Source organism: Aestuariibaculum marinum, from assembly GCF_014596975.1.
In the GTDB taxonomy this organism is placed as follows: Bacteria; Bacteroidota; Bacteroidia; order Flavobacteriales; family Flavobacteriaceae; genus Aestuariibaculum; species Aestuariibaculum marinum.
Map to the genome: position 1 here is coordinate 676,442 of NZ_JACVXD010000001.1, position 24,119 is coordinate 700,560.

Annotated in this window: 21 protein-coding genes; 8 read left to right on the plus strand and 13 right to left on the minus strand. The window is 35.0% G+C overall.

What is annotated here, in order from left to right:
* Positions 1 to 104: 104 nt before the first annotated feature.
* Positions 105 to 755, minus strand: a complete 651-nt coding sequence (locus tag ICJ85_RS03015) for a Crp/Fnr family transcriptional regulator (RefSeq protein WP_241739479.1) — start codon at positions 753 to 755, stop codon at positions 105 to 107.
* 254 nt (positions 756 to 1,009) lie between these two features.
* On the opposite strand from ICJ85_RS03015, the gene ICJ85_RS03020 reads away from it, so the two are divergent.
* The 8 genes from ICJ85_RS03020 to moaA are packed head-to-tail and all read left to right on the plus strand — an operon-like array spanning position 1,010 to position 7,575.
* The gene (locus ICJ85_RS03020) at positions 1,010 to 2,188 is read left to right on the plus strand and encodes a molybdopterin molybdotransferase MoeA (RefSeq protein ID WP_188222283.1); all 1,179 of its coding nucleotides are present in this window, start codon (positions 1,010 to 1,012) and stop codon (positions 2,186 to 2,188) included.
* A 12-nt stretch (positions 2,189 to 2,200) separates the two neighbouring features.
* A complete protein-coding gene (locus ICJ85_RS03025; protein ID WP_188222284.1) occupies positions 2,201 to 2,539 on the plus strand; it encodes a winged helix-turn-helix domain-containing protein in 339 nt (112 codons plus the stop codon).
* Between the two features lie 16 nt (positions 2,540 to 2,555).
* A complete protein-coding gene (locus ICJ85_RS03030; RefSeq protein WP_188222285.1) occupies positions 2,556 to 3,299 on the plus strand; it encodes a sulfite exporter TauE/SafE family protein in 744 nt (247 codons plus the stop codon).
* A gap of 1 nt (position 3,300) precedes the next feature.
* A complete protein-coding gene (locus ICJ85_RS03035; RefSeq protein ID WP_188222286.1) occupies positions 3,301 to 4,101 on the plus strand; it encodes an NTP transferase domain-containing protein in 801 nt (266 codons plus the stop codon).
* Positions 4,102 to 4,106: 5 nt separating this feature from the next.
* Positions 4,107 to 5,189 carry a HesA/MoeB/ThiF family protein gene (gene moeB, locus ICJ85_RS03040; protein ID WP_188222287.1) on the plus strand — a complete coding sequence of 361 codons (1,083 nt, stop codon included), beginning with the start codon at positions 4,107 to 4,109 and terminating at the stop codon, positions 5,187 to 5,189.
* Positions 5,189 to 5,632 (plus strand): molybdenum cofactor biosynthesis protein MoaE, encoded by a 444-nt coding sequence (locus ICJ85_RS03045; RefSeq protein WP_188222288.1) that lies wholly within the window; start codon positions 5,189 to 5,191, stop codon positions 5,630 to 5,632. Before moeB ends, ICJ85_RS03045 begins: the two co-directional genes overlap by 1 nt.
* Positions 5,633 to 5,655: 23 nt before the next feature.
* A complete protein-coding gene (gene moaCB, locus ICJ85_RS03050) occupies positions 5,656 to 6,567 on the plus strand; it encodes a bifunctional molybdenum cofactor biosynthesis protein MoaC/MoaB (protein WP_188222289.1) in 912 nt (303 codons plus the stop codon).
* The gene (gene moaA / locus ICJ85_RS03055) at positions 6,568 to 7,575 is read left to right on the plus strand and encodes a GTP 3',8-cyclase MoaA (RefSeq protein ID WP_188222290.1); all 1,008 of its coding nucleotides are present in this window, start codon (positions 6,568 to 6,570) and stop codon (positions 7,573 to 7,575) included.
* 99 nt (positions 7,576 to 7,674) lie between these two features.
* Here moaA and ICJ85_RS03060 read toward each other — a convergent pair whose 3' ends face one another.
* From ICJ85_RS03060 to nirB, 12 genes are all read right to left on the minus strand, one after another.
* Positions 7,675 to 8,448 (minus strand): glycosyltransferase family protein, encoded by a 774-nt coding sequence (locus ICJ85_RS03060; RefSeq protein ID WP_188222291.1) that lies wholly within the window; start codon positions 8,446 to 8,448, stop codon positions 7,675 to 7,677.
* 478 nt (positions 8,449 to 8,926) lie between these two features.
* Positions 8,927 to 9,640, minus strand: coding sequence for a LytR/AlgR family response regulator transcription factor (locus tag ICJ85_RS03065; protein WP_188222292.1), 714 nt, complete (start codon positions 9,638 to 9,640; stop codon positions 8,927 to 8,929).
* 9 nt (positions 9,641 to 9,649) lie between these two features.
* The gene (locus ICJ85_RS03070) at positions 9,650 to 9,967 is read right to left on the minus strand and encodes an Hpt domain-containing protein (protein WP_188222293.1); all 318 of its coding nucleotides are present in this window, start codon (positions 9,965 to 9,967) and stop codon (positions 9,650 to 9,652) included.
* A complete protein-coding gene (locus ICJ85_RS03075) occupies positions 9,954 to 11,888 on the minus strand; it encodes a PAS domain-containing sensor histidine kinase (RefSeq protein ID WP_188222294.1) in 1,935 nt (644 codons plus the stop codon). The genes ICJ85_RS03070 and ICJ85_RS03075 overlap by 14 nt, the downstream gene beginning before the upstream one ends.
* Before the next feature lie 146 nt (positions 11,889 to 12,034).
* A complete protein-coding gene (locus tag ICJ85_RS03080) occupies positions 12,035 to 12,448 on the minus strand; it encodes a response regulator (RefSeq protein WP_188222295.1) in 414 nt (137 codons plus the stop codon).
* Positions 12,449 to 12,576: 128 nt separating this feature from the next.
* Positions 12,577 to 14,016: a rubredoxin gene (locus tag ICJ85_RS03085; protein WP_188222296.1), complete on the minus strand. Its 1,440-nt coding sequence runs from the start codon at positions 14,014 to 14,016 to the stop codon at positions 12,577 to 12,579.
* Between the two features lie 5 nt (positions 14,017 to 14,021).
* Positions 14,022 to 17,543: a nitrate reductase gene (locus tag ICJ85_RS03090; RefSeq protein ID WP_188222297.1), complete on the minus strand. Its 3,522-nt coding sequence runs from the start codon at positions 17,541 to 17,543 to the stop codon at positions 14,022 to 14,024.
* A 359-nt stretch (positions 17,544 to 17,902) separates the two neighbouring features.
* Entirely contained in the window at positions 17,903 to 18,568 is a 666-nt protein-coding gene (locus tag ICJ85_RS03095; protein WP_188222298.1) for a response regulator transcription factor, read from the minus strand.
* A 116-nt stretch (positions 18,569 to 18,684) separates the two neighbouring features.
* Positions 18,685 to 20,502: a sensor histidine kinase gene (locus tag ICJ85_RS03100; protein ID WP_188222299.1), complete on the minus strand. Its 1,818-nt coding sequence runs from the start codon at positions 20,500 to 20,502 to the stop codon at positions 18,685 to 18,687.
* A gap of 13 nt (positions 20,503 to 20,515) precedes the next feature.
* Positions 20,516 to 21,100 (minus strand): DUF4202 domain-containing protein, encoded by a 585-nt coding sequence (locus ICJ85_RS03105; RefSeq protein ID WP_188222300.1) that lies wholly within the window; start codon positions 21,098 to 21,100, stop codon positions 20,516 to 20,518.
* Between the two features lie 17 nt (positions 21,101 to 21,117).
* The gene (gene nirD, locus ICJ85_RS03110; protein WP_188222301.1) at positions 21,118 to 21,495 is read right to left on the minus strand and encodes a nitrite reductase small subunit NirD; all 378 of its coding nucleotides are present in this window, start codon (positions 21,493 to 21,495) and stop codon (positions 21,118 to 21,120) included.
* Between the two features lie 26 nt (positions 21,496 to 21,521).
* Positions 21,522 to 24,032, minus strand: a complete 2,511-nt coding sequence (gene nirB, locus ICJ85_RS03115; RefSeq protein ID WP_188222302.1) for a nitrite reductase large subunit NirB — start codon at positions 24,030 to 24,032, stop codon at positions 21,522 to 21,524.
* Positions 24,033 to 24,119: the final 87 nt, after the last annotated feature.

The following is a 24,119-nucleotide window of genomic DNA, read 5'->3' on the forward strand; positions in this document are numbered from 1 at the left end:
AATAAAATAGACACTTCACATACTACTTAAAAACAAAAAAGCCATACGTAAAATACGTATGGCAATAACTAATAAAGTTGGTAAAGCACTTAAAACAAACTCTTCTAACTATCTAAAAAGAAATTATGCTCACTTATTTCCCTTTTCAATAGACCTATATCGTTAATTCCAATTTTTTTTCCTCTGGCGCTAATCAATTTTTCCTTTTTCAAAGCAGAAAACACCCTAATCACCTGTTCCTCTGTAGTCCCAGCATAATCAGCATATTCTTTCCTACTTAAACTAACATCCAGAAACCCTTTATTTACTCCGAATTTTCTATTTATATATAACAAGGTATCTATAACACGTTCACGAACCGTCATTTGCGAAATAGACTTTACTTTAGATTCACTCTTATTCAACTCATTAGCATAAAACAGCATTAAATCGTAAGCAAACTTTGGATTACTCATTAAAACCTCCTGAAGCATATGCTTAGAAAAATAACATAATACTGTATCCTCTAAAGCTATTGCACCTATTGAATAATACTCTTCAGTACCGAATCCACGATGCCCAATAATTTCACCTTCTCTTGCAAAACGCACAATCTGTTCTCTACCATTTATCCCTGTTCTAAAAACCTTAACCTTTCCTTTTAAAACAAAAAACAACCCATTAACCGGAGCGCCTTCTATTATAAACTGTTGTCCTTTTTTACAACGTAGATTATTCTTTTTTACAGCTAAATCAACACCTTCCAATGCCGACATATTGCTCTTAATTAAGCAATTATAATTATCACAGATATGACACGACGTATTATACGACATACTCTTACGGGTTGTGGTTGAAACTTTATGTCTTAGAATGGTGGTTTCCAACTAAAAACTACTAATTAATCTTAATTTATTACTTCTCTACAAAACAAATATAAGTATTAATACTTAATTAAAGACAATAATTAAGTATTTTTTATTGCGTCTTCAAAATATTCGTTATATTTGTTTATATATAACGACTTCTTATGATAGCAATTAACGAAGCACTAGATCTGGTAAAAACCAAATGCTCACCACTACTTAAAGAAACAACCAAACCTTTGGAAAAAGCAGGAGGTTACAAATTAAGCACTAATATTTATGCTCCTATTAACATGCCCCCTTTTAGACAATCAGCGATGGATGGCTACGCCTTAAACTGGCACGATAAGCTCACTTACACGGTAATAGGAGAAATAAAGGCTGGTGACAATCATCAGCCCATCTTAAAAAAGGGAGAAGCTGTAAGAATTTTTACTGGCGCTCCGGTTCCCGATACTGCTAACACAGTTGTTATGCAGGAAAAGGTATCAAGTACAGACAATACAATTAAACTCGATGATTCTGTTGAAATCTACACAAATATTAGAACTATTGGTGAACAAGTTAAAAAAAGTCAACTAGCTTTAGCTAAAGACACAAAACTAACCCCAGCAGCTATAGGCTATTTAAGTTCTTTAGGCATCAAAGAGGTTAAAGTTTATCAAAAGCCTACAATTGCCATTCTTACCACAGGAAACGAATTAGTCGAACCCGGATTACATCTAGAATATGGACAGATTTATGAAAGCAACTCGAAAATGCTTTTGAGCACTCTGTATAGTTTAAAATTCTACGACGTAAATATTTACAAAGTAAAAGACGATTATAAAGAAACACTTAACACCCTGGACAAAGTCATTAAAGAACATGATTTGGTTATTATTTCCGGAGGAATTTCAGTTGGAGATTACGATTTTGTTGGCCAGGCCTTAAATGCTTTACAGGTAGAAGAGCACTTTTACAAAGTGAAACAAAAACCAGGGAAACCTCTTTTCTTTGGAACTAAAAACGACACCTATGTGTTTGCCTTACCGGGTAATCCGGCAGCTTCGCTAACCTGTTTCTACATCTATGTGTTTACAGCCCTTCAACGATTGATGGGTAATGAGTTCTATAAATTACCTAGAATTCAGGCGAAATCTGAATCATTATTCAAAAAACATGGCGATCGTCCTCAGTTTTTAAAAGCCACCTACAACGGGAATTCGGTTACCATATTAGAAGGTCAAAGCTCATCTATGCTACAAACCTATGCTATTTGCAATGCCTTAGTATTTATACCAGAAGAACTTTCTAAAATAAAAGTTGGAGATTTCGTTGAAGTCATCTTACTTCCTGTTTAAAAATCGATTAATATGAGTTATAAGATAAAAAGTCGCATTTGGATTGAACATGAAGATAATGTGCTGTTAGGCGAAGGTCGCGTACAGCTCCTTAAAGCTATTGATGATACCGGTTCGCTTTCAAAAGCAGCCAAATCTTTAAATATCTCATATAAAAAAGCATGGGACTTAATCGATTCGGTAAACAAATCTGCAAAAAAACCTGTCACTATAAACAGTATTGGCGGTAAAGGTGGTGGCGGTGCCGAACTAACCGAATATGGTAAATCGCTAATTCATGCATTTGACGATATTAATAAAAACTGTTGGGACTTTTTAGATCTTCAATTAGAAAAAATCAAATCCCTTTAATCTGCACTTCCTTCATATGCTATTGGACAACCAACACATATACGCTTTTTTATTTTTACTACCAGTCGTTTCATTTTTATACGCTAGTGTAGGACATGGTGGAGCTAGTGGTTATCTGGCCTTAATGGCGTTATTTTCCTTTGCGCCAGAAACCATGAAACCCACTGCCCTTCTATTAAATTTGTTTGTAGCAGGCATATCCTTCTACTACTATTATCGTGGTGGTTTTTTTAATAAAAAACTATTTATATCGTTTGCTATTACTTCCATTCCATTGGCTTTTTTAGGCGGAACCATTGAAATTGACGCGTCCATATACAAAAAGATATTAGCTGTTTTATTAGTATTCGCGATTTTAAAAATGCTAAATGTATTCGGCAAAGAAAACGAAACGATTAAAGAGGTAAAACTGTGGCAAGGTTTAGTTGTTGGTGGTATTATTGGATTCTTTTCTGGCCTAATAGGTATTGGTGGCGGTATTATTTTAACACCGATAATTTTGCTCTTACACTGGGGTAAAATGAAAGAAGCCGCAGCGGTTTCAGCGCTGTTTATCTGGGTGAATTCAGCATCCGGGCTTATCGGTCAACTTAGCAGCGGCGTTACTTTAGAAAAAGGATCTTTTGTTTTGGTTGCCATTGCGCTTATCGGAGGCATATTAGGTGGTTACTTTGGAAGTAAAAAAATTAATAACACTGCCCTTCGCTATATTTTAGCATTTGTATTGGTTATTGCGTGTTTTAAACTGTTCTTTACCTAATATGATAACAAAAGATAACATAACAGGTATTATTCTTTCCGGTGGAAAAAGTAGTCGCATGGGTACCGACAAAGGTTTTCTTTCCCTAAACGGCAAGTTTTTTACACAACATGTTATTGATGCCTTAAGACCTTTGGTTTCTGAAATCATTATCGTCTCAAATAATTCCGATTATGATATTTTTAATCAGCGTAGAATTCAAGATATCATCACTGATGCTGGCCCCGTAGCTGGCATTGCCTCTGGATTAAAATCATCAAAAACAGATTATAATTTAGTTTTAAGTTGTGATATCCCTTTAATAACACTTGAAGTTTTACAATTACTTATCGATAACGCAACAAATGAATTTGATATTATTCAAATTGAAAGCCAAGGAAAAACGATGCCTTTAGTGGCGCTTTACAAATCAACATGTAAAGAAAAATTCATTAAACTTTTAAATGAAGATGAACGCCGTTTACGATTTGCTGTAAACCAATGCAAGGTAAAAACCGTAACATTACCTTTAGAATGGGCCAAAAGCGTTATGAATGTAAACACTCCTGAAGAATTAAAACAATTAAAAATGACAATTCATATTAAATATTTCGGACAAATTGCAGAAGTGACTCAAATAGAAGAAGAAACGATTGAGCACGACAAAGCAACCGTTTCCGAATTTATAAAATCACTCACATTAAAGTACCCTTCTTTAAAACAAAAGGACTTTAAGGTCGCTCAAAACAAAGCATTGGTTTCTAACGAAACCATTTTAACCGGTGAAGAAATCGCCATACTACCCCCATTTGCTGGTGGATAAAAATTATGAATAGATACAGTAGACATATTATACTTTCTGAAATTGGCCAAAGTGGTCAAGACAAAATTTCGAATGCAAAAGTTCTCGTTATCGGTGCAGGCGGATTGGGTTGCCCTATTCTGCAATATCTTACGGCTGCAGGTATTGGCACAATTGGTATTGTAGATTTCGATGTGGTCGATATCACCAACCTGCAGCGTCAAATTCTTTTTGGTACCGCCACAGTTGGTCAAAACAAAGCGCTAGCAGCAAAACAACGTCTGGAAGATTTAAACGATAGCATTTCCATTATTGCTTACCAAGAGAAACTAACTCATAAAAACGCTTTAGAGCTCTTTAAACAATACGACATTATTGTGGACGGCACCGATAATTTTGAAACGCGTTATTTAATCAACGATGCCTGTGTGATTACCAATAAACCTTTGGTTTTCGGGGCCATTTATAAGTTTGAAGGCCAGGTTTCGGTTTTTAATTATCAAGACGGACCAACATACCGTTGCCTGTTTCCCGAAGCTCCTGAAAAAAACTCGGTTCCAAATTGCTCAGAGATTGGTGTTTTAGGAGTTCTTCCAGGAATTATTGGTACGATGCAAGCGAATGAGGTTTTAAAAATTGTTTTAGGAATTGGAAATACACTTACAGGGAAATTACTTTGCTACAATGCACTTCATAGCCAAACAACTGTTTTAAATATTTCTAAAAACAATCATGAGATTGAAAAAATTCTCAAAAACAAAGACCATTTTACATCAAAATCTACCGAAGTGTTTTGTGAAATACCATCAAAAACAGTTTCAATTGAAGATATTTTACATCTAAATAATATTCAGCTCATCGATGTTCGAGAAACACATGAAACCCCAAAAGTTGATGGCATAGCAATCACATCTATTCCTTTAAGCGAATTGAACCGGCACCTCAATCAAATTCAACCTGATAAAGACAAATATATATTTTGCCAGTCAGGTATGCGAAGCAAAAAAGCGGTTTCCATATTACAGGATTTAAACATAGAAAACTGCTTCAGCCTTAAAGAAGGGGCTCCAGATATTATTGAGTACTTAATACATCAAAATCAAGAATAATGACAGATAAAAAAATAAAAAACGTGTTCCAGGAAGGTGCAATTTCATCAGAATTTATTGGGAATTCTATTGCTAAACATCAAACGAAAACCAGTATCGGCGCTCATAATATATTTTTAGGACAAGTCCGTGCCGATGTTATTAATGACAAAACAGTTTCAGCAATTGAATACACAGCCTATGAAGATATGGCTAACAAAAAATTCCATGAAATTCGAGAAGCTGCATTTGAAAAATTCAATTTAACCTGCATGCATATTTATCACAGTTTAGGTACGGTAAAAGCCGGTGAAATATGTCTGTTTGTTTTTGTGTCTTCACCAAGACGAAAAGTCGTTTTTAAAGCTTTAGAATATATTGTTGAAGAAATAAAAGCACATGTTCCCGTTTTTGGAAAGGAAATTTTTGAAGACGACACACATCAGTGGAAGAAAAATAGTTAATTACAAAAAAGCACAAACCAATTATGGTTGATATTACACATAAAAATACCACACTACGCATTGCTACGGCTCAAGCCATTGTTAAAGTAAGTAAACCTGAAACTATTGAAGCAATAAAAAATGATACAGTCCCGAAAGGTAATGTTTTAGCCATGAGTAAAGCCGCCGGATTACTTGGCGTAAAGCGTACACCTGATATTTTACCTGACTGCCACCCCTTACCTATTGAGTATACTGGTGTAGAATACGAAATGAACGGATTAGAAATAACTATTTTATTTACCGTAAAAACAATTTACAAAACCGGTGTAGAAGTCGAAGCCATGCATGGCGCTAGTGTTGTAGCGTTGAATATGTACGACATGCTTAAACCTATCGATAAAGGCATTGAAATTCACGCCATCAAATTACTCAACAAAAAAGGCGGTAAATCTGATTTTAAAAACCGATTTAGAACTGATATTAAAGCTGCTGTTATTGTATGTTCCGACACCATTTCGGCAGGCGAAAAAGAAGATAAAGCAGGAAAAGCCATTATTGAAAAGCTAGAAACCAGTAATTTAAAAGTTGAAGATTACATTGTTATTCCTGATGAACTTGAAATCATTCAAAATAAAGCCAAAGCCTATCAGGAAAAAGGAATCGATTTAGTAATTTACACTGGCGGTACCGGACTTTCAAATCGTGATGTCACCCCCGAAGCCTTAATTCCTATTTTAGACCGTCGTATTCCTGGAATTGAAGAAGCGATTAGAAATTACGGCCAGGAAAGAACACCGTATGCCATGCTATCGAGAAGTGTAGCAGGAACAATTAAAAACACATTAATTTTAGCCTTACCGGGTTCTACAAACGGCGCTAAAGAATCTATGGATGCGGTATTCCCTTCCATTTTACACATCTTCGGAGTACTTCGAGGCGCAAGACATGATTAAATGAAAAAGACAAAAAACATATTACAAGACACCTTTGGAAGAGAACACGCCTATTTACGTATTTCGTTAATTGAGCGCTGTAATCTACGATGCTCATATTGCATGCCCGAAGAAGGTGTGCCATTGTCTCCTAAAAGACACTTAATGACCTACGAAGAAATCTATGATATTGCCAAAACCTTTGTAAAACATGGCGTATCAAAAATTAGATTAACCGGAGGGGAACCGCTCGTTAGAAAAGATTTCAATGTGGTTTTAGAAAAACTGGCGTCGTTGCCCGTAGAACTTTCGATCACCTCAAACGCAGTTATAATTGATAAATTTATTGATATCTTAAAGACTAATGGTGTAAAAAACCTAAACATCAGTTTAGATTCCTTGAATCGTGATAAATTCAAAGAAATTACCCGTAGAGATAATTTTGAAAAAGTCTACAACAACATTTTACTTTTAATAAAAGAAGGTTTTAACGTAAAAGTTAATGTGGTTTTAATGAAAGGTTTTAACGATAATGAAATCATCGACTTTATTCATTTTACAAAAGACTTACCAATTTCAGTTCGGTTTATTGAATTTATGCCATTTGATGGTAACAGGTGGGACATGAGTAAAATGGTATCTTATAAAGACATTATGAATCATGTTTTCGAATCGTTTCCTGAAACTTCTGTTGAACGTTTACAAGATGCTCCCAACGACACCTCTAAAAACTACAAAATAAAAGACTTTGCTGGTAGTTTTGCCATTATTAGTTCGGTTACTAACCCTTTTTGTGATTCTTGTAACCGACTGCGATTAACAGCCAACGGCCAATTAAAAAACTGCTTGTTCTCGGCTACAGAATCTGATATTTTAGGAACACTACGTGCCGGAAAACCAATAGAACCTATTATTGAAAAAGCCGTAAAAGCTAAATTTAAAGTACGTGGTGGTATGAATACTTTAGAGAAACTGCAAGAGCCAGAGCGCCATAATCAAAACCGTAGCATGATAACTATAGGCGGATAATTCACTAAAACAAATCAAGGAAGTCTAAATAGACTTCCTCGAAGATAGGGTTAAAATTTGGTTTTTAACCAAATATTGAGAGAGTAACCCTTAAATACACTAACTTGTTTCCAAGATGAATTTCTTCACCTTTTTTTCGTATAAATATGCCTTCTCTTTTGCTATATTTTGAAACATATCCATACAAACATCAACCACTTTATTAATCGAAATCAACTCCTTTGTTTCCCTACTTAATTCTTCTGTTGTTCTGTACTCAATAATATCCCCGAAGTTGGCAATTTGGTTTAGTTTAGTTAGTTGAGAGACTTTAAGATCTTCGGGGATATTAATATTTTGAGGTACAAAAGTTATATGTTTAGCGTTATATTTTTCTTTTAACAATTGCTCATGAGAAACTTTGCTTACAACAATACCATCAGCCAATTGCATTAATTTATTTAATCGTCTGACAAAAAATTTTGTAACAGACTTAAATTGATCTTCATCATAAACCTCATGCCAAACAACAATATTTGATATGTTCTTAAGTCTACACAAAAACGGTAATGCCATTCCTAAACCATTGCCTACTTTATTGTCTCCAAACATCGATTTTTTAAAATCGAACAGCACAGCTTCTGGTTTAGTTTCCTTTACTGCTTTATTTATTGTAAAAACATTCAATAAGCCATTCATCACCCAACAAGGCTTTACTTGTATTTTACAACCCGATTCTTTAAAAAACAAGCCCTTCTTTTCGAATGCATCATTTGTTAACAAAACAATTTCAGAAATCGACTCGTTTTGTCTAAAATGTTTAACTAAACGATAAGCATAATCACCTAGTCTGTCCTGGCTAATCGGGTAATTTGTAATTATGGCTAATCTCATTAAACATTGATTTTTATCTATAACAAATGTGTCATTTTACCAGGTAACACCGATATAATTTTAGGCAGAATTCAGATTACTGTAGACGAATGGTAATTTCCTTTAGTTGAAACATAAATTTGATAAGTGTGATACTAACAATACTTCTTCAGCTAAAAGCCTTTAAATACTGTATTAGATAAAATAGAAAAGGCAAAAACTTTCGTTTTTGCCTTTATAAATAGAAGTTTTGCTATTAATCATTCAAACATAAATGTCCCTCTATTTTTACCTGCGCATGGACTACTCACCCATACTATAACACATTATTAGGTAAATAACTCAACTTAAAAAAATATGAAAAGTTAAAACACTTAAAAATAACCCGCCACTGTTATTTACCTGTAGCAAAGATATTTATAAGAAATAGAGTTATCTTTTATTTTTCGCTGAATGAAAATTTTGTTTAGACGAATGACAGAATTCTTAAGTTAAACTCTTAAAGAAGGTTTAAACGATTCATTAATTCAGGACGGTTTGAACGACTAACAGGAACCACATATTTTTTAATAAGCACGCTATTATCTTCAATATCAACAATTTCATCAACATTAATAATATACGAACGGTGTACTTTTAAAAACAAATCGGCTGGTAATTTTTCTTCAATCTTCTTTAATGTAGAATGGACGGTGTAGTTTTTAGTTTGCGTTTTTATGTTAATATAATCGCCTTTCGCCTCAATGAGATAAATACTCGGAATATCTATTTTAATCAAGCGCCTGTCTATATTCACATACAAATCGTTATCGGAAGTAGTCTGTTCTTTGGGCTCAGAATCGATAACCACTTCTTGCTTTAATTCTGTCTTTCTAGCTTTTAAAACAGCTTTTTCAAAACGGGCAGGTAATACCGGTTTTACCAAATAATCTATAATACAATCATATTCAAACGCATCGATAGCAAATTTAGAATCGGATGTTGTTAAAATTATTTTCGGTGGATTTTTCAACGATTGAATAAAATCGAAGCCGGTAAAATCGGGCATATGAATATCAAGAAATATTAAATCGACCTCATTCTGATTTAAATATTTCATAGCCTGAATTGCATTCGGAAATTCTTCTAAAACAGTTAAGCCATCTGCTAAAGAACACATTTGTTTAATAATTGCTCTTGCAGTTTCCTCATCGTCAATAATTATACAATTCATAGAGCTCGATTATATTGTTTTCAAGTAATCTGTTAGGGTTATTAAAATAGCCTCAAAATCAGCGCTTAAATGTGTTTTTCCTTCTCTTAAATCATCCTCAAATGACACCGCTGTATGATAACTTTTTTCGAGGCCCAAAATAAGAATTTTATGTTTAAGTTTATGAACATTGTCTGCCGTCTTTAAGTAGTTTCCGGCTTTTAAATTCGCATAAAAGACTTCCTTTTCCTCTGGAAACTCACGTTTAATAACACCTATAAGCTTTTGCTCGAAGACTTTATCTCCCCCAGACATGCTTTGAATGTATGACATATTAGGCTGCTCCATTTGGTCCTTTTTTTAATGTAAAGAAAAAGGTTGTCCCCTTGTTTGGTTTACTTTCCAGCCATATCTTTCCGTTATGTAATTCCACAATTTTTTGAACAATAGAAAGTCCTATTCCAGTTGAATCATTACTCTTCTTTAAAGCATGAAACACCTTAAATATTTTATCGTGATATTTTTTATCAATTCCCATACCGTTATCTTGCACTGAGAACTGATAACAATCGGGCTGTTCCTCAAAGGAAATATAAATTAAGCCCTTCTCTTTATCTATAAACTTAATGGCATTACTTATTAGGTTTTGAAACAACTGTTGTATTTTAGTTTTATGTCCAAAAACAACGGGTAGAGGTTTTAATATATACACGGTTATATGTTCAGGAATAAACAAAATTTGTAATAAATCTTGAACCACCTCCTGCACATTAACAGGTTCCTTTTCACTCTCATAAAAACCAATACTTGAATATAACAGCACATCGGATATCAATTGTTCCATACGCTCCAGTGTGGTCTCAATAAGTCCTAAATTCTGTATAGTTTGGACATCCAATGCCCCTTTATTATCGTCTTTAATCCAATTAACCAAAGCATTTATACTACGTAAGGGCGATTTTAAATCGTGCGATACAATATGTGCATATTCCTGTAATTCATTATTACTACGCTCTAAAGCTTCTAGTAAATTTACCTTTTCACGTTCTAAACTTTTAACATCGGTAATATCTAAATGAATACCAATAGAGCCAATCATATTACCTGTACTATCATAATTAGGTGCCACACTCACTAACCAATCCCGTTCTTCTCCTGCTTTGGTAATCATTTTAATTTCATAAGAATCGGTTAAACCTTGATCTCGATTTTCACGTTTCTCTTCCATAAACTGCTTATCAAACTTAAATAAGTTTTTTGCATCGATGCCAATAAGCTCTTCAACAGAATAGCCAGACATCCTTAAAAAATTTTCATTGGCAACGGTAATACAATCTTGAAGATCTACTTCAACCAATCCCAGATTCATTTTTGTAATTACGTTTCGGTATTTTAAACGTTCCTGATCCAGGTTTTCTCGATATTGACGTCTTATGGTAAAATCTTTATAGGTCCACAAATGCCCTTTGTGTTTGCCATCTCTAAAAACAGGCACATAGTCTCGCTCAAATACCCGACCATCAATCATCTCCAATTCTTCTCCTAAAACCATTTCACAGCCGTCAATTACTTCTTCAATTCGATCAACAAAAGCGTCTGATTCTTTAAACAAATGTTTAGCCTGTTCTGCTGCTACCCTACAATCGTAACCAACCATCTCCTCTAGCTTTAAAGGAATATTAAAAAACTCACAGAACTTACTGTTGGTAACAATAATATTTCTGTTTTCATCTTCCAATAAAATACCTTTATCCAGATTTGAAATCACCGTTGTTAAACGGTTTTCAGACTCTCTAAGTTTTTCTTCAGCTTCTTTACTTTTTGTAATATCACGAATTATACCTTGTGCTGCGACAGGCTTATTGTTTTCGTAAAGTATATTTCCATTAATTTGAACAACCTTATAGTTCTGTAATGGTGTTTTAATCTTTAGTTCGAAGTTGGTTATGACACCCTCATTTAAGAGTTGCTTAAATGAAGTACTTACCATTTCTAAATCCTCCGGATTTACCATCGACATCAGGTTATACCCTATACCATCATCTTTAAAATCAAGAATATTTCGGGCACTTTCATTCATTTTGAGAATGTTTCCAGACAAGTTCATTATCAGAAAAGCATCAACAATCCCTTCGTAACCATCCTGCAAGTTGAGGTTAATATATTCTAACTTTTTATTAGCTTCAGAAAGTTCCTTTTCCAAAGAAATACGTGCAGCCTTTTCTTCAGCTAATTGCTGTTTTAATATGTCAATTACATCTTGACTCATTAATTTGGTATTAAAATTAGGGTACGAGATTTTTATTTCTCTTAGTAAAGTAACAACTATTAGACGAGAATTGAAAGTAAAAACGTAGGATTTACTTTATAAACGGTATTGTTATTGGGTTAGATACTGAAGCTGAGAATTATTAATTAAGCCTTTATAAGCTCATTCATGCTCCAATAGTTCAATAGGTTTTCAATTTTTAAAACGTATTCGTCGTATTTCAATGGTTTTAAAACATATCCTGCAATACCTATTTTATAACACTCTAACAAGTCTTTTTGATTGCTTGATGTCGTAAGAATAATGGTTGGAACATATTTTAAAACCTCATTATTTTTTAGAATACTTAAAAACTCCACACCATTTATTTTTGGCATGTTCAAGTCTAATAAAATAATATCCGGAAGGTTTTCGTTTTGTTCTAGAAGCATAAGGGCATCTTCACCATTATTTGCTTCAATTATATTATGATCTAGATTTAAAGACGAAATTGCTCTGTTCAATTTCATCACCTCAATGGCATCGTCTTCAATTAGTAATATGTTCAATACGTTGTTCATGAATAAATCCAATCAAAATGAACTTCAAAAATATTACTAATTCGTTCAAACCGCATTTGATTTCGTTTATTTTGAATTAAGTGTAGATGAATGGTAAAAAAGTATAGACGGATGGATTTAAAATTTTATTATTTAACGAGTACCTTTTTCTCAAAACTACTTTTAGGAGCTTCACAAATAGAACATTCATAAGTTTCCGGTAAACTATCAAAAGGTGTATTTGGCGAAATATCCTGCGTAAGATCGCCGTAAGATTCATTGTAAACTGTTAAACAATCTTTACACTGATACACTTCTTCCTCATTTACATCCTTAACAACATTTATTTCTGCTTCCTCTTCACGTTCCATTCCCAATTGTTCAAAATACAGTTTACTAAGTTCCATAAGCAAACCAGGAAGTTCTACCTTATCAACATCCTGAACATGCATGATATATTCGCGTGTGTTTGGATCGAAATTTTTAGCATATAACAAATTATAGGTGTCACGGATAATGAAGTCTCCAAGATTTTCCGGCTGCTTGTTTTTTTCAATAACAATAGAAGTGAAATGATAGGTTTTACTCTCGTAATTGGCCACACCAAAAGTAAGTCCGTAGGTACTAATATCATTCTGATCAAAATTAGTTACTAAATACTTCTTAAGATTTAATGCCGCAGTATCAAATACCGGCAAGTGCCAGTTTAACTCCAGCATAGAATGGCGCACATTAATACCATAGCTTCCTAAAAAGCGTTCCCATTGTAATTTAAACTTCATAGGAATCCCTTTAACTATAAAGGATTTCCATGGTGTGATGGAAATTTTTCCTATTTTATTCTCGGCACATAAATCGCACATCGCCTTTAAAAACCTGATATCGTAGCGATTATTCCTCCAGTACAATCCTAACCAATACTTATCACCAAAACGGTTCATACCTTCATAATAAGGAAACGGATAAAACGGTACTTCCAATGGTCGGTCTACAGTTCTGTTATTGGTATCTACAGCATCACTTACCAACTCGAAAAGGGTTTCTATATTTTCGGGTTCTTCAATTAAAACCTTTTCAATGGCCAGTTCTATTTTATCCATATCCCAGCTATAAATCAGAGCAGGATACATGACTGTTTTTTTCCATTCCGGAAGCCTCACATATAAATACCAGTAATCTTCATGTTCTGAAGCTACAAAGTTTACATTTCCGGTAAATAGAGGTACCAACCGCTGTTTCGGGTCTGTAATATTAACACGTAGTTTTAGTTTATGCTTAAACTGCTCTAAAACATAAAGGTATCGATCACTGGTTAACCAGGAAGTGCTTGGCAATATATCGGCTGACACATAAGAGGATACGATATTTTCCATCCCGTCTCGTTTAGGTTTGATAAACTGAATTTTATCAAATTGACTGAACATTGATTTATCAATTTCTTCAGGAAAAATAATATCCTGACGCGAACCAAATGAAATAGCATCTAAACCTAAACTCTCTGCAGCTTCACAAATATATTTCAACTCACCCGGCGAAAGTACACCGCCGTTAATTCTTAATCGGTATGATTCTTTTGTCTTATTTTTCATAATCACTATGCTAAAACCTTTGTACTGTTTAAAATTTCCCTAACCTCCGTTTTACAACTTCCGCAACCTAATCCAGCTCCGGTTTTATTACAAAGCTCAGTAAAATCTGTACAGCCGTTACTTATGGTTTCCTCTATATTCCCTGCTCCTACCTGACTACATGAACACACCAATTTACCTATAACAGGCACATCGTTTGAAGCACCTCGAAGCAAGGTATCCCGTTTATCGGCCATTTCAGTTTTACTCTCAATCATGGTTTTAAATTCGGCAAACTCATTTTTGTCCCCCATTAAAACCGCACCAATTAGTAAATCGTCTTTTACAATACATTTCTTGTAGTATCGTTTTGAAATATCCGTAAAGATAACTTCCTCATAAGAATCGTCGTTTTCCGGGACTTTTATTTCGCCGATACTACATAAATTAAGATCATTAAACTTTAAAATATTCATCAATACCGATCCATTGTAAGCCTCACTAATATCACCTGCAATGTAATTTGAAAGGATATTGGCTTGCTCTTCGGCTGCCGAGGTAATTCCAAATAACTGATTTTTATATTCTGCAATTTCTCCAATGGCAAAAATATCCGGATGCGACGATTGCAAGTGCTGATTTACTTTAACACCACGACCACAAACAATTCCGTTTTCACGAGCAATTTCAACATTTGGTATGGTACCAATGGCGTAGACAATAGCGTTAGCTGTAATAAACTTACCGCTCTTTAAAGTAATGTTTAGCTCTCCAGTATCTTCATCATCAAAGACGGTGCTCACCTCATTATCAAAATAAATCTGAATGCCGCGTTCCTGAACATCTAAAGCTAATAATTTACTTGAAATGGCATCTAACTGACGTTCCATTAATCGTGATGCACGCTGGATAATAGTAACCTTCACGTTTTTATGCTTCATAGCGGCTGCAAGCTCCAACCCTAAAAGACCTCCCCCAACAATAACGATGTGTTGCTCCTCTGGAGGTAATCCCGTAGCATCCAGATAAGCTTTAAAACTATCGGCATCACCTTTATTTCGCATAGTAAAACGACCAGGAAGATTAATTTGAACATCCTTCGGAATAAAAGCTCGACTACCTGTTGCCAATATTAACTTATCAAATATATGCTGTTCGCCATGACTATCGGTAACAACCTTATTTTCAGAATCTATATTATCGATTAACGTTTCCGGATGAATTTTAATATCCAGTTTATTTAATTCGGTTTGCTTAATTTTTAGAAGTTGTTCCCAGGTCAACTCTTCAGTAACATACTCCGGAAGCAATACCCGATTGTAAAACAAATTTGGTTCTTTAGAAAACACATGTATTTCATCGGCCTGATTATTTTCTCTATAATTCTGAACAAACCTGAACGCTGCAGCTCCAGCACCTACAATAATTATTTTTTCTACTGGCTTTTTATATTTTGAAACTGATACACGTGTAAACTTAAAGTCCGGCTCCTTAGACTGCGGATCGATATGGGTATTGGTTAAATTGTTAGCGCGGTTTAAGTCACTCTGTAATTGCTTACCCCAGTGCATAGGCAAAAACACTACACCTTTACCTATGTTTTCTGTGACTTTCGCACGAACCCGAACGGTACCATTTTCACTTTTTATTTCCGTGATGTCGCCATCCTTTATTTTAGATAAATACGCATCTACGGGGTTTATTTCTAAAACAGGTCTTGGATAGTGTGTTTTTAAACGAGACACCTTACCGGTTTTAGTCATGGTATGCCATTGATCACGAACACGACCAGTAGTTAAAATTAACGGATACGCTTCGTTGGGTTGAAGTGATGTGTTTACAATACCTGCGGGAATATTAAAAATGGCTTTCTGCGAAGGTGTATAAAACTTTTTATCCTGAAATAATCTTGGTGTTCCCGGATGCCTGTATTCAGAAACAGGCCATTGAAAGGTCCCCTCATTTTTTAATCTATCGTAGTTTAAAAAGGAAACATCAATATTAGTTCCTTTCGTCATTGCCGCGTATTCATCATAAATTTCCTCAGCACTATTATAATTAAATCCTCTAAAGCCCATACGCTGAGCAAAATCACAGAAAATTTCCACATCTGGCCTGGCTTCACCCGGAGCATTAATCTCTTTTGGTAAATAGGAAATGCGACGCTCAGAGTTTGTCATGGTTCCTTCTTTTTCTAGCCAGGCGGCAGCAGGCAATACTAAATCAGCATAAGCTACTGTATCCGATTTAAAAGAAATATCCTGAACCACAACGAACTTTGCATTCTTCATGGCTTTTTCTACACGATGTGTATTAGGCAAACTTACTAAAGGATTTGTACAAGCAATCCAGATAGCCTTTAGTTTTCCAGATTCTAAAGCATCAAACATTTGCGTAGCAGTTAATCCAGGGGTAGGGGAAATTTTATCAACTCCCCAAAATTGTGCTACTTCACGACGGTGTTCCTCATTCATTAAATCTTTATGTACCGCCAACAAATTAGCCATACCTCCTACTTCACGTCCCCCCATGGCATTTGGCTGTCCCGTTAATGAGAACGGTCCAGATCCCGGTTTTCCAACTTGTCCAGTAATTAAAGACAGGTTTAATAAGGCAAAGTTTTTATCGGTTCCAACAACACTTTGGTTAAGCCCCATGGCCCACATACTAATAAAGCCTTTAGCCAGACCAATGACGTCTGCTGCCTTTCTGATATCTTTTTCAGAAACACCACATAACTTTGAAGCCTCCTTAACCGTGGTTTCTCCTAACTGTTCTTTGTATTTATCAAAACCTTCAGTATAATTATTTATGAACTCTTCATTAATCAACCCACGCTCAAAAATACTTCTCGCAATGGCATTATATAGAATAATATCGGTACCAGGAATGAGTTGCAGATGAATATCAGCAAAGTTCGCCGTATCAGTTTTACGAGGGTCCACCACAATAATTTTCACATCCGGATTTTCCTCTTTATGTTTTTCCAGTCGACGAAATAAAATTGGGTGACACCATGCAGGATTAGCACCTGTAATTAAAAAACAGTCTGCCAGTTCAATATCAGCATACGAAATTGGTACACTATCCTCCCCAAACGTTTTCTTATATCCAACCACCGCAGAACTCATACAAAGTCGTGAGTTGGTGTCGATGTTATTGGTTCCTAAAAAGCCCTTAGTTAACTTATTGGCTATATAATATTCTTCTGTTAAACTTTGTCCGGACACATAAAATCCAACACTATCTGGGCCATGTTTTTTTATTATAGATTTAAAAACACTAGCAGCCCGGTCTAAAGCGTCGTCCCAACTAACACGCTCACGAGGATGCGAACGACTCCAGCGCATTTCAGGATATAGAATTCTATCACTTGTATCGTTTGCCACGTAATGCAAGTTCATACCTTTTGAACACAGCATCCCTTTGTTTACCGGATGATCTTTATCGCCTTCTACATAGATTTTATTGTTGCTATCTTTTTTTACAATAATACCACACCCTACGCCGCAATACGAACACGTTGTTTTTACTTCATTTTTTAACATAAACCACTGCGTTTTACACTAATTTAAAACAATTTTTAAACACAAAGCCGTTCTGCTGTCATTATTAAGAATACAATAAAAAGAACCTCTTTCCATTCACTATTCATTAATACAACGAACCATAACTTGTGTTTTTAAAGATGATTTGCCATCGAATTATTTAAATTCACACCAACAAAAGAACATCCTTATACGTACAAAATTAAGTATAAATACTTAATTTAAAAAATAAAAATACGTATTTAATAACAAATAAGGTATCGTCAAAGAATAAAATAAATTTTTAGGAATATGGTAAAAACTGAATATAATGAAGTGTCAATATACTATTATCAACAAACTTTAAAAACCAAACAAGGCTATACCAGCTGATATTCTTTGGCTTTATTACTTAGCTCCATTAGGTTTTTAACCTCTAATTTCTTCATTAGGTTAAAACGATGAACTTCTGCTGTACGCTTACTTATATCCAGCTCTTCTGCTATGTCTTTGTTGTTCTTTAATTGTAGAACAAGCTCAAGAATCTGGCGTTCACGTTTCGTTAAGTTAAATGGATCTTTAGCTTTTTTCTTTATTTTCGGAGCCGTTGCTGTAGCATTACCACTCACAAAATTATTCATAATAATAGCCGACACATCTCCAGTAAAATACTTACCGCCACCAGCTATACTATTCAAAGCCTTTAAAAATTCCTCTTTACTAGCCCCTTTAAGTAAATAACCATCAGCTCCAGCTTGAATAGCCTTTACCACATATTCTTCAGAATCATGCATAGAAAGTACGAGTGTTTTTACGTTAATATGTTCTTCTTTAATTTTTTGAACCACCTCAATACCGTTCATTTCCGGCATACGTATATCAACAATTAACAAATGAGGTTTTTGCTTTTTTATAACCTCTAAGGCTTCTAATCCATTTGAAGCTTCATCAATTACCTGAATACCGTCCTGATCTTCTAAAAGCGCCTTAATACCATCTCTAACTAAAACATGGTCATCAGCCAAAACTACATTTATAACACTCATAATATTATTTATTTCATCACTAAAGTGATATATTAAAATTTTGAAAGTTCTACTTAAACAGCTTTAATCACATAAAGAACCTACGTAGCAAAAATATAAATTTTAAGTGAAAATACTTACTCTTTAATAGGAATATTTAAAGTTACACGGGTGCCTTTATCTTTCTCTGAATGAATAAAGAAACGTCCTTCTATATACTTGATTCGCTCTCTCATAAAGGTCATTCCCATACCGCCATCACCTTCCTTCACCTTTTTCACTTTGGTCGGATCGAAACCTTTTCCATTATCATCGATAACAATACTTAAAATATTTTCACTATGAGATAAAGACACTAAAATATGCGTAGAGTCAGCATATTTAATCGCATTATTAATAGCCTCCTGGACAATACGGTAAATATTAATTTCAACCAAAGAATCTAAACGTTGATTAAAATCTGTTTTATTAAAGAGCACAATATGTTTGCTGGTTAGTTTAGACAATTCATGCGTTAACTTATTTAATGCCGGCACTATACCATGATCTGTTAATTCAGGTGGTGTTAAATTAAATGTTGCCGTCCTTACCCCTTTAATAATATTTGAAGTCAACTCTTTTAAATGCTCAATTTTGGTGGCTGTTTTCTCGATATCTGAAATATCAATACTTTCTAAATTATATTTTAAACCTGTAAGCATTTGACCAATACCATCATGAACATCTTTAGCAATGCGATTCTGTTCCTTTTCCTGGTTTTCAATAATTTTACTTGAAATGATTTTCTGTTGATCTATCTTCTCTTCAAAACTTGCTTTTGTTAAGCGCTCAATTTCTAATTGCGCAGCTTTTCGAGTAGTAATATCTGAAGCTATAATCAACAATTCTGAACGGTCATCGGTCGGACTAAAGGGAATGATAGCCATCTCTAACCATATATCTTTATGATCTTTAGTTGTTGCTTTAACCTCACCCTGCCAACCTGTTTTCTTACTTTTTGAAATGATACCCTCCAGAGCTAACTGCTCCTTTTCATGAATAGAAATCACTTCTGAGAAACTTGTCGTGATATTAAACCCAGAAAACTTAAACAATCTGGAAAATCGTTTTCCAATATGAACAACGCTACCATTTTGAGTTATTCTAGCGAACAATAAGGTTTCATCCATAGCGTGATTTAAGGCTCGTAATTCACGCATCGATTTTTCTTTGGCTGCACTCAGCTCATCGGCATCAATTGCCATTTTTTTGGCACGTTGCTCGGCGAATAATAACTCGGCTAAAGTAGCTCTCACCGACTTTGCTGTTGGCCAGAAAATGAATAAAAATTCAGCCAGTAAAATAATAAGTGTTAATATGGTAAGTAGCATCTCTAAGCTACGCAACCAGCTTACTTTTTCGTTCGCTTCTAAATCATACTGATTTACAATTTCGTCCATGACAGACAAAAATTCACCTTCATTTTGTCTTACCTTTTTTATATCTTCTGAAAAGGCAGAATTTGGTAACGGCGGCACATTTTCGATATCTTCTATAATCGCTTTTGCTGCACCACTTATAATATTAAATGTTGGATTTAATTTCTGAAATTTATTTGCAATAATGTCACTATTCTCTCCAGGAAGCCCCAAACTATCATTGCCTTCCTGTAAGGCATAATGCGAGGTTTCCCAAAGTTTTAGTGTTGCTTTAATTTTATCTTTAAGCAAAATACGCTCTTCTAATTCCTGCTCAGTAGAAAGTGTTACAATATCTTTTGTGAGTTTCTGACTAAGCATACGCTGTCTACCCGCAACATTGATAACCGTCGAGTCACTTTGTTGGGCATTTAAATGCTTACGAATAAGAATCTGGCTTATAATTACCGAAAGAGCAATGGTACTTAAAGCTATAATGTATAAACGGCTTAACTTATCAAACGTACGCTGATCTAATGAATTACCGTTATTTGTCATGTTTAAATATGGTTTAAGAAATCGCTTGTTTTACAAGAGCTAAACTTTTTTCTGAAAACTTAATTTTCAAGGCTTCTTCATGCCCTTCTTCAGACATTTTAACCCATGTTTTTTGAAGAATATCAATCACCTTTTCGTCTTCGTGCTTAGCAGCAAACTCTTCGAAATAATAATCTAAAAACACCAGACAAATAACATCTTCAATTGTCTGACTCTCTTCATTTTTCTTGATTAATTTTTTATTGATTAAAAAGGAAACGCGATCTATAAATTCATCATCATACCCTACTTCTTTTAAAATATCCGCTGTTAGTTCAGCATGCATTTTTTTCAGTGTTTCACGCCATTTTAAATACCCTACGCGATCCATTGGATACTCGTCCCTTGCAATTTTCCAACGACAAATATGTTGTGCTCTGGCCGCTAATTGCAAGGCCCTTGACGCATTCGGTTTAAACTGTAATAGTTTTTGAGACATACGTTGCGAGTACAACAACTCCTTTGGAAAATCTACCCCGTGGCTGTGATATACGTTAGGGTCTTCTGAATTTTTTTTATCAATTAAAGCTATGGCAGTTTCAAATCTTGTTGGTTCCATTTGGTTTGGTATATATATTAGTCTGAAAAGCCAATATACACATTTCCGTCTTTAATTTTAACAGGATAAGTCGCAATTTTTAAATCATCGCCATTTAAATTCGACCCGTCTTCCAGAGAGAAATTCTTTTTGTGCATCGGGCAGGCGACTTTGGCAATACCATCCTTATCTCCTATCATTCCTAACGACAGCACCATTTCCATTTTATGCGGACAAAGATTTTGCGCGGCATACCATTTGTTTTTTCTTACAAAATTATAAACCGCTATTTGCTTGGTTTTGTACTTAATACACGCGCCACTGTTTTCTGGAAAATCGGACACTGTTCCTACTTCAAACCATGTTGTAACATCGGATTCGGTTACTGAATTATATTGACTAAGTATGTCTTGCATTTTTCTATATTTTTAAAGTTGAATAATTACCAAGCTTGAGGCATTTTCTGCTCACGCATTGGAACAAACACCAAGTTATCGTCTGTATCATCAGAATTCACGAAATGTTTGAAACGCTTAGCAATATTTGGATCTTCAATAGCTTGTTTCCATTCGCATTCATATTTATTAATCAGTCCTTTCATTTCTCGTTCTAAATCATCTGCAATCCCCAACGAATCTTCGATTACTACCTTTTTCAGATATTCAATACCGCCTTCTAATTTTTCTAACCACGGCGCTGTGCGTACTAAAGGTCCTGCTGTTTTAATGTAGAACATTAAGAAACGATCTAGATATTTAATTGCTGTTTCATCATCCAATTGCTCAGCGAACAAAATAGCATGTTTTGGAGTTGCCCCACCATTTCCACAGACATAAAGATTCCAACCTCCATCAACAGCAATCAATCCGAAATCTTTACCTCGAGCTTCGGCACATTCTCTGATGCAACCAGAAACACCGCCTTTTAATTTATGTGGACTTCGCAGTCCTCTATATCGATTTTCAATCTCAATAGCAAAGGTGACACTTTCATGCATACCGTAGCGACACCAGGTCGATCCTACGCAACTTTTAACCGTACGTAGAGATTTGCCATAAGCATGACCACTTTCAAATCCTGCATCAATCAAATCCTTCCAAATGAGTGGTAACTCATGAATTTGCGCTCCGAACAAATCGATACGTTGACCTCCAGTAATTTTCGTATACAAATCATACTTCTTGGCAACTTCCCCCAGAACAATTAATTTATCTGGTGTAATTTCTCCTCCGGCAACCCTTGGTACCACCGAATAGGTTCCGTTACGCTGAATATTTGCTAAGAATCTATCATTAGTATCCTGAATAGCGAATTGCTTGTTCGGGGTTTCCATAGTAATCGTAGCAAAAATCGATGCTAAAGCCGGTTTACAAACCTCACATCCATCACCGTCACCAAACAGGTTTAAAGCTTCATCGTAATCTTTCACCTGATTTACTTTCACTAAATCGTATAATTCCTGACGGTTAAAACTAAAGTGCTCACAAATAACCTCCTTAACCTCTTTTCCTAAAGATTTCAAGGTTTCATTCACTAAATCGACCACCATTGGTTTACATCCACCGCAACCAGTAGTTGCTTTTGTTTCAGTAATCACATCGCCTAAATTATTACTGCCGTTTTCTGTAATCGAACAACAAATAGCCCCTTTACTTACACTTTCACAAGAACACACCTGCGCTGTATCTGGTAAATCCATCACACTTCCAAAAGAGGCTCCACCTTCACTGGCTGGTAAAATCAATTGGGATGGATCTTCAGGAATTTTCATCCCGTTTAGATAAATCTGATGTAGCATGTTATAATCGGCGGCATCTCCTACAAGAATACCTCCAAGAAGCGATTTACCGTCGAGACTCACATTAATTCGTTTATATAAATGCTGTGTTTTATTTTCAAAAATGATGGAATGTCCTTTACTAGCGGGCATAAAGGGCTCTCCAAAACTAGCTACATCTACTCCAATCAGTTTCAATTTTGTAGACATATCAATATCAGCAGGCATCAAACATTCTGTTTCTCCTAAAATCTGCTTTACTGCAATTCCCGCCATATCATAGCCAGGCGCCACTAATCCATAAATCATTTGATTATAAAGAGCCACTTCTCCAATAGCATAAATATTAGAATCGGAGGTTTGCATTTTATTATCGACAACAATACCGCCACGCACCCCCATTTCTAAATCACAGGTTTTTGCCAGTTCATCTCTTGGTCGAATACCTGCCGATATAATTAACATATCAACATCTAAAACATCATCTTCTCCGAATTCCATTCCTGTAATCGCATCGCCTCCCAAAATCTGATTCGTCGCTTTACTTAGGTGAATATTTAAACCTATCGATTCTAGTTTTAATTTTAAAACCTGACTACTTCTGGTATCTAATTGTCTTGGCATTAATTTAGGAGCGAACTCTACAATATGAGGCTCCAAGCCCATATCTAAAACCGCCTTACCTGCTTCTAACCCTAATAATCCACCACCTAAAACAGCAGCTTTAGCCTCCGGGTTTTTAGCTTTCAACTCTGCAGCATAAGCGAGCATACCCTCTAAATCCTCTATGGTTCTATAAACAAAAACCCCTTTTTTCTCAACACCTTTGATAGGAGGCACAAAAGGTGAAGACCCTGTCGCTAGCACTAAGTAATCATACTCAAACTCACGCTCTTTAGCCGTAGTTATGGTTTTCTTCGCTCTATGAATATCAGCAACACGTTCACCCGTTATCAATTCAATACCATGTTCTTCATACCATGCTCTTGGTGCCATCTCTAAAGCTTCGGCATCTTGGTTTTCAAAATACTCACTTAAGTGCACCCTATCGTACGCCGGTCTTGGTTCTTCACCAAAAACCGTTATTTTATAAGCTTGACTTTCGGCTTCAGCTACAAACTTTTCGCAAAACTTGTAACCCACCATTCCGTTACCTACAACAATTATTTTTTTCATAACTACGTATTTTACATTACAAACATAAGCAAAAACTACGTAATAATACTTAATTTAATTTATGAAAATCTATTATTGTGTGAATTA